The organism is Streptomyces sp. NPDC046557 (genome assembly GCF_040645975.1).
Lineage (GTDB): Bacteria > Actinomycetota > Actinomycetes > Streptomycetales > Streptomycetaceae > Streptomyces.
The window spans coordinates 233,207-248,153 of sequence record NZ_JBEYZH010000002.1; the positions used below are offsets into that span (position 1 = coordinate 233,207).

The 14,947-nt window shown below is 73.1% G+C and carries 13 protein-coding genes; 2 read left to right on the forward strand and 11 right to left on the reverse strand.

The window, feature by feature from the left end; genetic code table 11:
• Positions 1-2: 2 nt before the first annotated feature.
• From gatC to ABZ934_RS06315, 7 genes are all read right to left on the reverse strand, one after another.
• Entirely contained in the window at positions 3-299 is a 297-nt protein-coding gene (gene gatC / locus ABZ934_RS06285) for an Asp-tRNA(Asn)/Glu-tRNA(Gln) amidotransferase subunit GatC (RefSeq protein ID WP_010984178.1), read from the reverse strand.
• 459 nt (positions 300-758) lie between these two features.
• Entirely contained in the window at positions 759-2,954 is a 2,196-nt protein-coding gene (locus ABZ934_RS06290; RefSeq protein WP_361309117.1) for an EAL domain-containing protein, read from the reverse strand.
• A gap of 386 nt (positions 2,955-3,340) precedes the next feature.
• Complete coding sequence (ligA, locus tag ABZ934_RS06295; RefSeq protein WP_361309119.1) at positions 3,341-5,569, reverse strand: NAD-dependent DNA ligase LigA; 2,229 nt, start codon at positions 5,567-5,569, stop codon at positions 3,341-3,343.
• Positions 5,570-5,599: 30 nt separating this feature from the next.
• Positions 5,600-6,595, reverse strand: coding sequence for a methionine synthase (locus ABZ934_RS06300; protein WP_361309122.1), 996 nt, complete (start codon positions 6,593-6,595; stop codon positions 5,600-5,602).
• Complete coding sequence (locus ABZ934_RS06305; protein WP_361309125.1) at positions 6,592-7,281, reverse strand: SDR family oxidoreductase; 690 nt, start codon at positions 7,279-7,281, stop codon at positions 6,592-6,594. Before ABZ934_RS06305 ends, ABZ934_RS06300 begins: the two co-directional genes overlap by 4 nt.
• 89 nt (positions 7,282-7,370) lie before the next feature.
• The gene (locus ABZ934_RS06310; RefSeq protein WP_361309127.1) at positions 7,371-7,715 is read right to left on the reverse strand and encodes a DUF1330 domain-containing protein; all 345 of its coding nucleotides are present in this window, start codon (positions 7,713-7,715) and stop codon (positions 7,371-7,373) included.
• 102 nt (positions 7,716-7,817) lie between these two features.
• Positions 7,818-8,798: a helix-turn-helix domain-containing protein gene (locus tag ABZ934_RS06315; protein ID WP_361309130.1), complete on the reverse strand. Its 981-nt coding sequence runs from the start codon at positions 8,796-8,798 to the stop codon at positions 7,818-7,820.
• A gap of 113 nt (positions 8,799-8,911) precedes the next feature.
• Between ABZ934_RS06315 and ABZ934_RS06320 the strand changes: the two genes are divergently transcribed.
• Positions 8,912-9,835: an NADP-dependent oxidoreductase gene (locus ABZ934_RS06320; RefSeq protein ID WP_361309132.1), complete on the forward strand. Its 924-nt coding sequence runs from the start codon at positions 8,912-8,914 to the stop codon at positions 9,833-9,835.
• A 100-nt stretch (positions 9,836-9,935) separates the two neighbouring features.
• On the opposite strand, the gene mnmA is transcribed toward ABZ934_RS06320, so the two are convergent.
• Entirely contained in the window at positions 9,936-11,093 is a 1,158-nt protein-coding gene (gene mnmA, locus ABZ934_RS06325) for a tRNA 2-thiouridine(34) synthase MnmA (protein WP_361309135.1), read from the reverse strand.
• Positions 11,094-11,162: 69 nt separating this feature from the next.
• Between mnmA and ABZ934_RS06330 the strand changes: the two genes are divergently transcribed.
• A complete protein-coding gene (locus ABZ934_RS06330) occupies positions 11,163-11,843 on the forward strand; it encodes an N-acetylmuramoyl-L-alanine amidase (protein ID WP_361309138.1) in 681 nt (226 codons plus the stop codon).
• A gap of 11 nt (positions 11,844-11,854) precedes the next feature.
• On the opposite strand, the gene ABZ934_RS06335 is transcribed toward ABZ934_RS06330, so the two are convergent.
• From ABZ934_RS06335 to ABZ934_RS06345, 3 genes are all read right to left on the reverse strand, one after another.
• Positions 11,855-13,018, reverse strand: coding sequence for a cysteine desulfurase family protein (locus ABZ934_RS06335; protein ID WP_361309140.1), 1,164 nt, complete (start codon positions 13,016-13,018; stop codon positions 11,855-11,857).
• Positions 13,019-13,306: 288 nt separating this feature from the next.
• On the reverse strand, positions 13,307-14,167 hold the full coding sequence (locus ABZ934_RS06340; RefSeq protein ID WP_361309143.1) for a thioesterase family protein: 861 nt from the start codon (positions 14,165-14,167) through the stop codon (positions 13,307-13,309).
• A gap of 57 nt (positions 14,168-14,224) precedes the next feature.
• Positions 14,225-14,881 (reverse strand): trimeric intracellular cation channel family protein, encoded by a 657-nt coding sequence (locus ABZ934_RS06345; RefSeq protein ID WP_361309144.1) that lies wholly within the window; start codon positions 14,879-14,881, stop codon positions 14,225-14,227.
• Between the last annotated feature and the right edge of the window lie 66 nt (positions 14,882-14,947).

Below are 14,947 nucleotides of genomic sequence, written 5' to 3' on the forward strand. Positions count from 1 at the left end.
TGTTAGTCCTCCCCCAGGATCTGCGGCACCTTGAAACGCTGCTGCTCCTGGGCGGGAGCGCCGGAAAGCGCCTGCTCGGGGGTGAGCGACGGACGGACCTCGTCCGCGCGCATGACGTTGGTCAGCGGCAGCGGGTGGGAGGTCGGCGGGACGTCTTGGTCGGCGACCTCGGATACGCGGGCGACCGCGCCGATGATGTCGTCGAGCTGTCCGGCGAAGTGGTCCAGCTCTTCGGCCTTGAGCTCCAGACGTGCCAGCCGAGCGAGGTGGGCGACCTCCTCGCGCGTGATGCCAGGCATGCAGCGATCCTCTGGGGGTGGTGAGCGTGTAGGTTTCGCTGCCAATCCTATGGGGCGGGGGGCCGCAGCCACTAAACGGTTTGCCGTCCGGGGCCGTCGGCGTCCGCTGCGCGGTGCCCGTCGGGCGCTGCCCGGACCCGCGCGGGGCTCCGCCCCGGACCCCGCCTCGAACGCCGGCGGGCCGGGGTGCCCCCGGCGACGCCCGGATTACCACCCCGGGCCCCCGGTGCTCCCTGCGGGGACACGCCGGGCGAAACCAGCCCCGCCGGCGTTCGAGGGGCGGAGCCCCGGGGAACCCGCCGGGACACGCCGGGCGAAACCAGCCCCGCCGGCGATTGAGGCGCCGGGGCCCGGGGGTACGGGGCGGAGCCCCGGGGGTACGGGGCGGAGCCCCGGGGGTACGGGGTAGGCGTGACCGCGGCGCGGGGGCTGCGAGGGGCGCGCCGGTAGGGGCGGGGGTCAGGAGGCCTGGGATTCGTTGGCCGCCGCGGCGGCGAGTTCGGCAGTGATGTCGGCCGGGCGGCGCCAGCCGCGTTCGCCCCGGGCGAGGAGCCAGGCCGTGGCCTCCTGCGGGGGCATCGCGGCGGCGATCAGCCAGCCCTGGACGGCGTCGCAGCCCAGGTCCCGCAGCCGCTCCCAGGTCTCGTCGTCCTCGACGCCCTCGGCGACGACCAGCAGACCCAGCGAGTGCGCGAGGTCCACGGTGCAGCGGACGATCTCGGCATCCTGGGCGTCCACGGCCAGCCGGGCCACGAACGAGCGGTCGATCTTGAGCTCGCTGACGGGCAACCGCCGCAGGTGGACCAGCGAGGAGTAGCCGGTGCCGAAGTCGTCCAGGGACATCTTCACGCCGTGCCCGGTCAGCCCGGCCATGGTGTCGGCCGCCCGCTGGGGGTCCTCCAGCAGGACGTGTTCCGTTATCTCCAGTTGGAGGCCGCTGGCCGGGACCCCGTGCCGGGCGAGTCTGGCGGCCACGGCTCCCGCGAAGCCGGGGGTGTGGACGTCACGCGGCGAGACGTTGACGGCGACCGGCACCTTGAGGCCCTGGGCGCGCCAGCGGGCCACCTGGGCCAGGGCCGTCTCCAGCACGTACTCCGTCAGGTGCGGCATGAGGCCGGAGGTCTCGGCGATCGCGATGAACTCGTCCGGGGAGACCCGCCCGCGCTCGGGATGGACCCAGCGCACGAGCGCCTCCAGGCCGGCCACCTTGCCGTCGAATCCGACCTTCGGCTGGTAGTGGAGTTCGACCTCGCCCGCGTCGAGCGCCCGGCGGAGGTCTCCGAGGAGGCCGAGCCGGTCGGGCGTGTTGCTGTCGCGCTTGGACTCGTACACCTCCACACCGGTGCGGTCCCGCTTGGCCTGGTACATGGCGACGTCGGCCCGGCGCAGCAGGCCCTCCGCGTCCAGGGCGTGGTCGGGGAAGACGGCGAGCCCCGCGCTGGCCTCCAGGACGAGGGTGAGGCCGTCCAGGTCGAGCGGGGAGCTGAGCTCCGAGACCAGGTGGCGGGCGACGCGCTGGGCGCTGGTGGTGGAGTCGGCGAGCGGCAGCAGGACGACGAACTCGTCGCCGCCGAGGCGGGCCGCCTCGGCGTCCGGCGGGAGCGCCTGCCGTAGCCGTTCGGCGATCTGGAGGAGCAGTCGGTCCCCGGCGAGGTGGCCGAGGGTGTCGTTGACGGCGCGGAAGCGGTCGAGGTCGATGAGGACGAGGGCGGAGCGGGTGCCCAAACGTTCAGCCTCGTCCAGTGCGGACCAGGTGCGCTCCAGCAGCCACTGGCGGTTCGGCAGGCCGGTGAGCGGGTCGCGCAGTTGTTCCTCGGCGCGGGCGCGGGCGATCCACAGGGTGGAGTCCAGTGCGATGAGCGGTACGGCGAACAGCGGCAGCAGTACGGGCTGGTTGCCGGCGACGACGCAGATCAGCGGAGCGATGCCGAGCAGCGCGGCGGCGACCAGCGCCTGCCGCAGCAGGGCGGTGCGGGCGACGGTGGGCAGTCCGGCGCCGCGCGGGGCGAGCGCGAACCACAGGACGATCCGGGTCACCAGCAGGTAGGCGACGGCGACGAGGACCACCTCGGGGATCGCGACCAGGCCCCAGGTGCCGGGGAACCAGGGGATCTCGACGGTCGGCGTCTGGCCGAAGGCGGCCAGGACGAGGGCGCCCGCGCCGATGCCGAGGATGTCGGCGGAGCCGTGCAGCAGGCCCTGCCGCCAGCGGTGCCGGCGGGCGGCCCCGACGAGCGAGACGACGGCGAGCGAGACGAGTCCGGCGGGGACCCATCCGTAGAGGAGGAGCACGCCGAGGGTGAGCGCGGCTCCCGAGCCGGTGCCGCCCCACCAGCGGTCGCGGCCGAGCGCCACGAGGTGGCCGACGATGACCCCGGTGAGGAGCGCGAGCGCCCAGCCCACGGGCCCGCCGGGGAACAGGGCGTGACGGTCGGCCAGCGCGGTGCCGACACCTGCCGCCAGTACGGCGACGGCCAGGCCGACGACGGCGAAGGGCAGCACGGTACGCCCTTGTCCGCCGCTCGCGCCCGCCCCGGTGTCGGGGGTGCGCGTCTCCGGTGTCCTGGCACCCAGGACACGGAGCCGGCCCGTCCGCATGGACGGGGGTTCCCCGCCGAATTCAGGTGACGGGTCGGCGCTTTCGGTGGGTTTCATGCCCGTCCCTCTCACAGCCGGCGATGCCGATGTCACGCGATGGCCCCTGTGTCATGCCATCACGGCTGAAAGCGCATCAGGCAGCCGTGCACGACAGGCGCACCCCTCAACAGTAGGACGCGAGAGGCACCCAAGGGCAGCGGTCGGCGCTGGTTGCCCGAATGCGACCCAGCCATCCTCATCAGTACGGTATCCGCCGAACGGGTGAGTTTGGACCAGGACTTCGAGGTCACCCGTCCGATGATCCGACAGCTCACGGCCGTGCCACCAGCCTTGTACCGGCCGTTTACCCCTGGGTCCCGCGCCGGGCGTGCGCCCGCCCGTACGGCCGCACGCCACGCATCCGTTGGTTCCGCCACTCCCTCGGACGGGCGTTCATCCGGTTATTACTCCGCTTCGGTGGCGCCGTCCACCGGGAGGCCGCCGTCCAGGGGGAGGGCCACGGCGCGCGCGGCGTCGGGCCCCTGTTCCAACAGCACCGCGAAACCCGCGTCGTCGAGGATGGGGAGTTTCAACTGCACGGCCTTGTCGTACTTGGAGCCGGGGTTCTCGCCGACGACGACGAAGGAGGTCTTCTTCGAGACGGAGCCGGTGACCTTGGCGCCCCGGCTCTGCAATGCCTCCTTGGCGCCGTCGCGGGTGTGGCTCTGGAGGGTGCCGGTGACCACGACGGTCATCCCCTCCAGCGGACGGGGTCCCTCCTGTTCGCCGGAACCTTCCTCCTCCATCCGGACACCGGCTTCCCGCCACTTGCGCAGGATCTCCTGGTGCCAGTCGACGGCGAACCACTCCTTGAGGGAGGCGGCGATGATCGCGCCGACCCCGTCGGTGGCGGCCAGTTCCTCCTCGGTGGCCTGTTCGATGCGCTCGATCGACCGGAACTCGCGGGCGAGGGCCTCGGCGGCGACGGGCCCGACGTGGCGGATGGACAGCCCGTTGATGATGCGGGCCAGCGGGCGGTCCTTGGCGGCCTCGATGTTCCGGAGCATCGCCAGGGCGTTCTTCTTCGGTTCGCCCTTCTGGTTGGCGAAAACCCGGACGATCTTCTCCTCGCCCGTCTTCGGGTCCCGCTTGGGCAGTCCGCTGTCCTGGTCGAGCACGTACGCCTTGATCGGCAGCAGGTCCTCGATGGTGAGGGTGAACAGGTCGCCCTCGTCGAGCATCGGCGGCGCGGCCGGCTCCAGCGGTCTGGTCAGCGCGGCGGCGGCGACCTTGCCGAAGTTCTCGATGTCCAGGCACTGCCGGCCGACCAGGTAGAACAGCCGCTCGCGCAGTTGGGCGGGGCAGGTCTGCCCGTTGGGACAGCGCAGGTCGATGTCGCCTTCCTTCATCGGCCGCAGCGGGGTACCGCACTCGGGGCACTCGGCCGGCATCACGAACTCGCGCTCGGTGCCGTCGCGCAGGTCCACCACCGGGCCGAGGATCTCGGGGATGACGTCGCCCGCCTTGCGCAGCACGACGGTGTCCCCGATGAGCACGCCCTTGGCCTTGACGACCTCCTGGTTGTGCAGGGTCGCGAACTCGACCTCCGAGCCGGCCACGGTCACCGGCTCGACCTGGGCGTACGGGGTGACGCGCCCGGTCCGGCCGACGCCGACCTTGATGTCGAGCAGCTTGGTGTTGACCTCTTCGGGGGCGTACTTCCAGGCGATGGCCCAGCGGGGGGCGCGCGCGGTGGAGCCGAGCCGCCCCTGGAGCGGGATCTCGTCGAGCTTGACGACCACGCCGTCGATCTCGTGCTCCACGGAGTGCCGGTTCTCGCCGAAGTAGGCGATGAACTCGCGGACCTCTTCGAGCGAGGAGACCACCTTGTTGTGCCGGGCGGTCGGCAGGCCCCACTCGCCGAGGAGTCCGTACGCCTGCGACAGCTTGTCGATGTCGAAGCCCTCGCGGGCGCCGATGCCGTGCACGACCATGTGCAGCGGGCGGGTCGCGGTGACCTTCGGGTCCTTCTGGCGCAGCGAACCGGCGGCGGCGTTGCGCGGGTTGGCGAAGGGCTTGTCGCCCGCCTCGACGAGGCGGGCGTTGAGCTCCTCGAACTTCTCCATGGGGAAGAAGACCTCGCCGCGGATCTCCACCAGCTTCGGGATCCGGTCGCCCTTGAGGCGGTCGGGGATCTCGGCGATGGTGCGGACGTTGGGCGTGATGTCCTCGCCGGTGCGGCCGTCGCCGCGGGTGGCGGCACGGGTGAGGCGGCCGTTCTCGTAGGTGAGGTTGACGGCGAGGCCGTCCACCTTCAGCTCGCAGAGGTAGTGGTGGTCACCGGTGTTCACGTCCCGGGCGACCCGCTCCGCCCAGGTGGCCAGTTCCTCGTCGTCGAAGGCGTTGTCGAGCGAGAGCATGCGCTCGCGGTGCTGTACGGAGGCGAAGTCCGTCTCGTACGCCCCGGCCACCTTCTGGGTGGGCGAGTCGGGCGTGCGCAGCTCCGGGTACTCCTCTTCCAGTGCCCCCAGCGAGCGCAGCAGTTGGTCGAACTCGGCGTCGCTGACGACCGGCTGGTCGTTCACGTAGTACCGGAAGCGGTGCTCCTCGACCTGCTCGGCGAGCAGCGCGTGCTGTTCGCGCACCGCCGCCGGTGCCGTCGTGTCGCTTGCCTGCTTCTGTTCGGCTGCCATGCCGTGTCCTCCCGTGGCCCGTCTCGACCGTCACTCAGGGTTGTCGGCGAGCGACCTCGCCGCTCTGACGCAGTGCGCCTGTACCGCGCGGGCGTAGGCGGGCGAGGCGCCCGCCAGACCGCACGACGGGGTGACCACGACGGACTCGGCCAGAGTCCCCGGGGCCAGCCCCAGCCTGCGCCAAAGCTTCCTGACACCCATGACGCTACCGCCCGGGTCTGACAACGGGGCGTCGGTGCCCGGCACCACTCCGGCGAAGAGTTTCAGGCCGTCTTCGACCGCTTCGCCGATGGCGTCGTCCTCGCGCTCGGTGAGCAAGGAGAAATCGAACGAAGCGCCCGAGGCGCCGGCCCGCCGCAGGAGGGCGAAGGGGACCTCGGGGGCGCAGGAGTGGACGATGACCTCGCCGCCCCCGACGGAATCCGTGACGGCGAACAGCTCGCGGAGGGTGCCCTCGACGACCTGCCGGTCGACCGCCCGGTAGGTGCGGTAGCCGCTCGCGGAGCGGACCCGGCCGAGCAGGACGGCGGTCAGCGACGGCTCGTCGAACTGGAGCACGATCTCGGCGCCGGGTACCCGCCGGCGTACGTCGGCCAGGTGCTCGCGCAGCCCCTCCGCGAGGGACGCGGCGAGGTCGCGGCAGGCGCCGGCGTCCTGGAGCACGGCCTCGCCGCCGTGCAGCTCCAGGGCGGAGGCCAGGGTCCACGGGCCGACGGCCTGGACCTTGAGCTTGCCCCGGTAGCCCTGGGTGAACTCCTCCAGGGCGTCGAGGTCCTCCCCGAGCCATGACCGGGCGCGCCTCGTGTCGCGGCCGGGCCGGTCGCTGAGGCGCCAGCCGCTGGGTTCGACGTGGGCGTACATCTCCACGAGCAGCCCGAGCGTACGGCCGATCATGTCCGCGCCGGGGCCGCGGGCGGGGAGTTCGGGGAGGTACGGGAACTCCTCGAAGGAGCCGGTGACGGTCTTGGCGGCTTCGCGGGCGTCGCCGCCGGGCAGCGAGCCGACGCCGGTGGCGTTCGCGGTCATCGGCCGGGCCTCACGGACAGGTCGTTTACCTCGGCGTCGCGGGGCAGGTCGACGGCCATGACGATGGTGGTGGCCACCGACTCGGGGTCGATCCAGGCGGCGGGGTCGTACTCCTTGCCCTCCTGCGAGTGCACCTTGGCCTGCATGGGGCTCGCGGTGCGGCCCGGGTAGACGGAGGTGACGCGGATGCCGTGGGGCTTCTCCTCCTCGCGGAGGGAGTCGGCGAGCGCCTTGAGGCCGTGCTTGGAGGCGGCGTAGGCGCTCCAGTCGGCGTGCGCGTTCAGTCCGGCGCCGGAGTTCACGAAGACGACGGTGGCGTGCGAGGCGCGCAGCGTGGGCAGCAGCAGGCGGGTGACCTCGGCCGGGGCGATGAGGTTGACGTTGAGCTGCTGGTGCCAGGTCTTGGGACGCAGGTCCCCGACCGGTCCGAGGTCGACGATGCCGGCGATGTGCAGGAGGGAGTCGATCCGCTCGGGGACGGCCTGCTTGGAGAACGCCCAGGAGAGCCGGTCGGGGTCGGCGAGGTCGCCGACGAGCGCGCGGGCGCCTGGGTAACGGTCGGTGAGCTGCCTGGCGCGGCCGGCGTCGCGGGCGAGCAGGACGAGGTCGTCGCCGCGCGCGTGGAGGCGGGCGGCGACGGCGGCGCCGATGCCGGATCCGGCACCGGTGATCAGGTGAGTAGCCATGTGGCCATGCTCGCACCCCGCGGGAGGCCGGCGTCCGTGCCGGGGTGGGGTGGGATGGGGTGGGATGGGATGGGGTGGGGGGCCCGCGGTCAGAGGCCGGCGGCCTCGCGCAGGCCGGCGGCGGTCTGGCGGGCGTCGTAGCCCGGCGGGACGCCGTCGACCAGGATGATCTCGCCGGGGATGTGACGGGTGCGGAGCGGGATGAGGGCCTGGTAGGCGGGGGACGCGTACCAGGCGCGGGCCCGCTCGATGTCCGGGAAGCCGATCACGACGAGAGTGCCGGGGAACGTGCCTTCCATGACCTCCACCTCGGCCCCGTGGACGAGGAAGCGGCCGTCGAAGGGATCCATGGTGGCCTGGATCTCCTGGATGTAGCGCAGGATCTCCTCGTTCATGGTCTCCGGACGTATGTGGCCGATGGCGTACGCGGTCATGGTGGTTCCTCCGCAAGTCGTGGACCGGATCGGTTCGTTGGCCCGATCCTGCCAAGCTGCGGCCGGCGCGGCGATTACCTCGGAGGTCATGCTTTTCGGACCTCACGCCTCCACGAGGGCCGGGCGGTAGGTGCGCCGGTAGGCGATCGGGGAGATGCCCAGGGTGGCCCGCATGTGCTGGCGCAGGGAGTTTGCGGAGCCGAAGCCGGAGCGGTGGGCGACGAGGTCGACGGGCAGGTCGCTGGATTCGAGCAACTGCCGTGCCAGGTCGAGGCGCTGGCCGGTGAGCCATTGGACGGGGGTCATGCCGACCTCGTCGCGGAAGCGTCGGGTGAAGGTGCGCAGGCTCATCCTGGCGTGCCTGGCCAGCTCGGCGAGGGTGAGCGGCTGGGCGAGCCGTTCCAGTGCCCAGGCCCGGGTGGCGGTGGTGGTGGCGACGGTCGGTTCGGGCACCGGCCGGACGATGTACTGGGCCTGTCCCCCGTCGCGCCACGGCGGTACGACGCACAGCCGCGCGGCGCGGTTGGCGACGGCGGTGCCGTGGTCGGCGCGGACGAGGTAGAGGCAGAGGTCGATGCCGGCGGCGACCCCGGCGGAGGTGAGGATGTCGCCGTCGTCGACGAAGAGCACGTCCTCGTCGACCTTGACGCGCGGGAAGGCCCGCTGGAACGCCGGCGCGTGCACCCAGTGGGTGGTGGCGGGCCGGCCGTCGAGCAGTCCGGCGGCGGCGAGCACCTCGGAGCCGGTGCAGATGGACACGACGCGGGTGCCGGGGCGGATGGCCGCGAGGGCGTCGGCGAGGGCGGCCGGCAGCGGTTCGCAGCGCAGCAGCCCGGGCATGGCGTGGGTCGGCGGGACGATCACGGTATCGGCGGTGGCGAGGGCCTCGGGGCCCGCGCCGACACCGACCGTGAAGCCGGCGTCGCTGGCGACGGGCAGGCCGTCCGCGGTGCAGATGGTGACCTCGTAGAGGGCGCCGCCGTCCGCGGTCAGCGCGTTGCCGAAGACCCGCGAGGGCATGCCGAGCTCGAAGGGGGCGACGCCGTCGAGGGCGAGTACGGCGATTCGATGCAAAGCGGGCATGGCCAGATTCTGTCACATGGTGGCCGTCCGGCCATGACCACGCGGACTTCCGAGCGGCCAAGCTGGTGGCACGGCCGGGAAAACCGGCACAGAGCGCAACCAAGGAGACATTCATGCGTGCCGTCGTCGTCAGCCAGTGGGGTGGACCCGAGGTTCTCACCGAGGTCGAGGCCGAGCGGCCCGAGCCCGGTCTGAACGAGATCCTCGTACGGGTCCACGCGGCCGGTGTGAACCCCGTCGACTTCAAGACCCGGACCTCCGGCGCACTGATCGACTGGGCCGAGGTCCCGGCGGTCGGCTGGGACGTTTCGGGCACCGTCGAGGCGGTCGGGCCGGGCGTGACGGTGTACCGCCCGGGCGACGAGGTGTACGGCATGCCGCACTTCCCGCGCCAGGCCGGCGCCTACGCCGAGTACGTGACCGGCCCGGCGCGGCACTTCGCGCCCAAGCCGGCCTCGCTCGACCACGTGGCGGCGGCTGCGCTCCCGCTGGCGGCCCTGACCGCCTGGCAGGCCCTGGTGGACACCGCCCGGCTGAAGGCGGGAGAGCGGGTCCTGGTGCACGCGGCGGCGGGCGGGGTCGGTCACCTGGCCGTGCAGATCGCGAAGGCGCGGGGCGCGTACGTGATCGGCACCGCCAGCGCCGCCAAGCACGAGCTGCTGCGGGAGCTCGGCGCGGACGAGGTGATCGACTACCGGACCACCGCCTTCGAGGAGGCCACCTCGGACATCGACGTCGTCATCGACGCGATCGGCGGGGACTACGGGAAGCGCTCGCTGGACGTCCTGCGGCCGGGCGGCCGGCTGGTGACCCTGCCGGGCCCGGACGCCGTCCCGGCCGACGCCCCGGGCGTCCGCACCGGCTGGACGCTGGTGGAGCCGGACTACCGCGGCCTGCTGGAGATCGCCGCGCTGGTCGAGGCGGGCGAGCTGCGGGTGGTCGTCGACACGGTCCTGCCGCTGGAGCAGGCGGCGAAGGCCCACGAGATCGGCGAGCAGGGCCGCACCACCGGCAAGATCGTCCTGACGGTGGCCTGACGGTCATCCGGGCGCTCGCCCGGGCGCTCGCCCGGGCGGGGGCTCGGGCGGGGGCCCGGGCGGGGGCTCGGGCGGGGGCCCGGGCGGGGGCCCGACCGGCTCAGACGGCCGCGGCGGCGCGGGTGGTGGTGGCGATGGTGGCGGAGCCGACCACGCGCGTGCCGTCGTAGAGCACGATCGCCTGGCCGGGGGCCACGCCGCGTACCGGCTCCGTGAAGGAGACGCGCAGTTCGCCGTCCACGACCTCGGCGAAGACCTCGGTCTCGCCGCCGTGGGCGCGCAGCTGCGCGGTGTACGTCCCCGTGGCGGCCGGGGTGGAGCCGCACCAGCGGGGGCGGATCGCGGTGAGCGCGCTGACGTCGAGGGCCTCGACGGGGCCGACGGTCACCGTGTTGTTCACCGGCGAGATGTCGAGCACGTAGCGCGGCTTGCCGTCGGGGGCCGGGTGCCCGATGCGCAGACCCTTGCGCTGGCCGATGGTGAAGCCGAAGGCACCGTCGTGGCTGCCGACCTTCTCGCCGGTCGCGCCGTCCACGATGTCGCCCTCGGCCTTGCCCAGCCGGCTCGCGAGGAAGCCCTGGGTGTCGCCGTCGGCGATGAAGCAGATGTCGTGGCTGTCGGGCTTCTTCGCGACGGCCAGGCCCCGGCGCTCGGCCTCGGCGCGGATCTCGTCCTTGGTGGTGAGGGTGTCGCCGAGCGGGAAGAGGGCGTGGGCGAGCTGCTTCTCGTCCAGGACGCCGAGGACGTACGACTGGTCCTTGGCCATGTCGGAGGCGCGGTGCAGCTCGCGGGTGCCGTCCTCGTTCAGGACGACGGTGGCGTAGTGGCCGGTGCAGACGGCGTCGAAGCCGAGGGCGAGCGCCTTGTCGAGCAGCGCGGCGAACTTGATCTTCTCGTTGCAGCGCAGGCAGGGGTTGGGGGTGCGCCCGGCCTCGTACTCGGAGATGAAGTCCTCCACCACGTCCTCGCGGAAGCGTTCGGCGAGGTCCCAGACGTAGAACGGGATGCCGATGACGTCGGCGGCGCGCCGGGCGTCGCGGGAGTCCTCGATGGTGCAGCAGCCGCGGGCGCCGGTCCGGAAGGACTGCGGGTTCGCGGAGAGCGCGAGGTGGACGCCGGTCACGTCGTGCCCGGCTTCGACCGCGCGGGCGGCGGCGACGGCGGAGTCCACGCCGCCGGACATGGCGGCCAGGACGCGAAGAGGGGGTCCCCCCAGCGAAGCGAGGGAGCGGGCGGTGCGCGGGAGGTTCTCAGTCATAGCACCGTCCAGAGTACGGGGGAACCGGGCGGGGTCCCAGCGCGTTCTCGGGTACGGGGGGTGGATCACATGGGGAGCAAGGACCGGGGCCAGGGGGAGGGCAACCGCAGGGGCGGGGGCAGGACCCGCAGGGCGGTGCTCATCGGTGGGCTCGGGGTCGTCGCGGTGGCGGCGGTCGCGGGGCGGGAGGAGATGGGGCGCGCCTGGTGGATGCTGCCGGGGGTGTCCAAGCCGCGCGAGGAGGGGGCGCTGGACCACGCCGGCGCGAGTTGGACGGCGGCCTCGCCGGCGAACTGGCGGAGGGCGGACCGGCCGGACGACTACCGGGTGGACCGGATCGTCGTCCATGTCACGCAGGGGAGCTTCAAGACCTCGGTGGACGCCTTCAAGAACCCGTGGCACAAGGCGTCGGCGCACTACATAGTCCGCCAGGACGGGCATGTGGAGCAGATGGTCCGCGAGCTGGACGTGGCGTTCCATTCCGGGAACCGCTCGATGAACGAGCGCAGCGTCGGCATCGAGCACGAGGGCTTCGTCGACCGGCCGCAGGACTTCACCGACGCGATGTACGCGGCGTCGGCGCGGCTGGCGGCGGACGTCTGCCGCAGGTACGGCATACCCGTCGACCGCAAGCACCTCCTGGGCCACTCCGAGGTCCCGGGCACCGACCACACCGATCCCGGCCCGCTGTGGGACTGGGACCGGTACCTGCGCATGGTCGGGGAGGCGCTGCGCGCGGAGACGGCTTAGGACGACACCCCTCAGCTGAGGCCGGCGGTGCGGGCGCGCGCCACGGCGGTGCCGATGGCGGCGGCCACGGCGTCGATGTCCTCCTGGGTGGAGGTGTGGCCGAGGGAGAACCGCAAGGTGCCCCGGGCCAGCTCGGGATCGGTGCCGGTGGCGAGCAGGACGTGGCTGGGTTGGGCGACGCCCGCGGTGCAGGCGGAGCCGGTGGAGCATTCGATGCCCTGGGCGTCGAGGAGGAGCAGCAGGGAGTCGCCCTCGCAGCCGGGGAAGCTGAAGTGGGCGTTGGCGGGGAGCCGCTCGGTGGGGTCTCCGCCGAGGACGGCGTCGGGCACTTCCCGCAGCACGGCGGTGATCAGTTCGTCGCGCAGGGCGCCGACGCGGGCGGCGAAGGTCTCGCGCCGCTCGGCGGCGAGCACGGCGGCGACCGCGAAGGCGGCGATGGCGGGCACGTCGAGGGTGCCGGAGCGCACGTGGCGCTCCTGGCCGCCGCCGTGGAGGACGGGTACGGGGCTCTGGTCGCGGCCGAGGAGCAGCGCGCCGATGCCGTAGGGGCCGCCGACCTTGTGGCCGCTCACGGTCATGGCGGCGAGGCCGCTGTCGCCGAAGCGGACGTCGAGCTGCCCGAACGCCTGGACCGCGTCGGAGTGCAGGGGGACACCGAACTCGCCCGCGACGGCCGCGAGTTCACGGACGGGCGAGACGGTGCCGATCTCGTTGTTGGCCCACATGACGGTGGCGAGGGCGATGTCGTCGGGGGAGCGCTCCACCGCCTCGCGGAACGCCTCGGGGTGGACACGGCCGTACCGGTCCACGGGCAGGTACTCGACGCGGGCACCCTCGTGCTCGGCGAGCCAGTGGACGGCGTCGAGGACGGCGTGGTGCTCGACGGGGCTGGCGAGGACGCGGGTCCGGGCGGGGTCCTGGTCGCGGCGGGCCCAGTAGAGGCCCTTGACGGCGAGGTTGTCGGCCTCGGTGCCGCCGGCGGTGAAGACCACCTCGCTGGGGCGCGCGCCGAGGGCTTCGGCGAGTGCCTCGCGCGCCTCCTCGACGGTGCGGCGGGCGCGGCGGCCGGCGGCGTGCAGGGAGGACGCGTTACCCGTGGCGGCGAACTGCGCGGTCATCGCCGCAGCCGCCTCCGGCAGCATCGGCGTGGTTGCGGCGTGATCGAGGTAGGCCATGATCCCCCGATTCTACGAGGCCCTCACCACCACCCCGCCCCCTCCGACCCCCGGAGCCGCCCCACGACCCGCCCTTCCACCGTTCCGCGGGCCGCCAGGCCGCCAGGTGCTCCGCCCGAGCCCCGCGCCCCGAACTTCCCCACCCCCTCCTGACCGGCCCTCTCGCGGCGCCGGCTGTCCTGGTGACACGCGATGGGTACACCCCGGGTACGGCACCGCCGGACGGAGTCCGGTGCGGCGGCCCGAAGCCCGGGAGGCCCTCCAGGGCCGAGCGGCGCGAGAGCCGCGTCAAGAAGTGGCGCGCGGCGCGCGGGCCAGTTGGCGGGATTGGGCGACCAGGCGGTCCGCCGAGTCCCAGACCTCGGCGTCTTCCTCCAGGAAGCCGCCGGCCAGGTTGCGCGTGGTGATGGCGACCCGCAGCGGGCCCGGGGCGGGGCGGTGGCGGACGTGGGTGGTGAGTTCGACGGTCGGGGTCCAGCCCATCAGGCCGAGGTCGAAGGAGGTCGGCGGCAGCGCGTCCACGGCCAGCAGCAGGGAGAGCGGGTCCGCGTCCCGGCCGTCGGCCAGCTCGAACCAGGCCCGCATCTCGCCCTTGCCGGAGGGCGCGCCGACGGCCCAGCCGGCCGTCGCGGGGTCCAGCCGCAGCCGCAGTCGGTCGACGATCGCGGAACTGCCCGGGATGGGCGCCGGGCCGGCTTCGGCGCCGAGGCAGTCGTCGTACGCCGGGATGGCCGGGGGCCGCGCGGTGGTGTGCACGGAGTCGGGGAGCGAGTCGAGGTCGCCGTAGGAGGCGAGGACGCGGATGCGCTCGATCTCGGCGCCGTTCCCGTCGTACTGGAAGAGCGAGGCCTGCCCGGTGGACAGGCTGCGTCCGGTGCGGACGACCTGGGTGCGGATCACGGCGGGGCCGGGCACGGACGAGGTCAGGTAGTGGGCGGAGACGGTGAACGGGTCCGGGTGCGGCAGGGCCGCCGACAGTGCCCGACCGACCAGGGCGAGCAGGTATCCGCCGTTCACGGCGGTGATGATCGTCCAGCCCGCCGAGAGTTCCGTGTCGTACACCCCGGGCTCGCCCGCGCGGGGGGCGATGGCGGTGTCGCGGTCGAACTCGCTGTCTCCGATGGCCGCCTGGGCCGCTGTGTGTGCCATGGGGCGACGGTACACCCGCATGCTACTAAGCGGTAGCTTTGGTCTGCTACGGCGATGTTACGGCTCTTCGGCCACCGCCGAGCGCCGGTTCCAGGCCAGCGGCGCCCGCCAGTGGTAGCGGATCGCGAGCAGCCGGAGCACGAAGGCGGTGACGATGGCGACGCCCGTGGTGAAACCGTTCAGCACGTCGAGGCCGATGAACAGGGCCACCATCGACGCCCCGACCACGGCCGGGACCGCGTACATCTCCCGGTCGCGCAGCAGCGACGGCACCCCGCCCGCGAGGACGTCGCGCATGACGCCGCCGCCGACCGCCGTCGCCACTCCCAGCGCGGCGCAAGCGGTGAGCCCCAGTCCGTACTCGTAGGCCTTCGTGGTGCCCGACACGCAGAACAGCCCGAGGCCGGCGGCGTCGAAGACGTTGATGGCGCGGTTGATCCGCTGGACCTCGGGGTGCAGGAAGAAGACGATCGCGGCGGCGACCAGCGGGGTCAGGAAGAAGCTGAGCTCGCCGAACGCGGCCGGCGGGACGGCCCCGATCACCAGGTCGCGCAGGAGTCCACCGCCGAGGGCGGTGACGAGCGCGAGCACACAGATGCCGAAGACGTCGAAGTTCTTGCGGACGGCGAGCAGGGCGCCGGCGGTGGCGAAGACGAAAATGCCCGCGAGGTCCAGGGTGTGCTGGATACCGGGCGGGAAGAGATCGTGGGACACGCCCCCATTGTGCGGGTTGTCGGCGTCGGCCCCGACAAGGCCCCGACCGCCCGACCCGGCCCGACC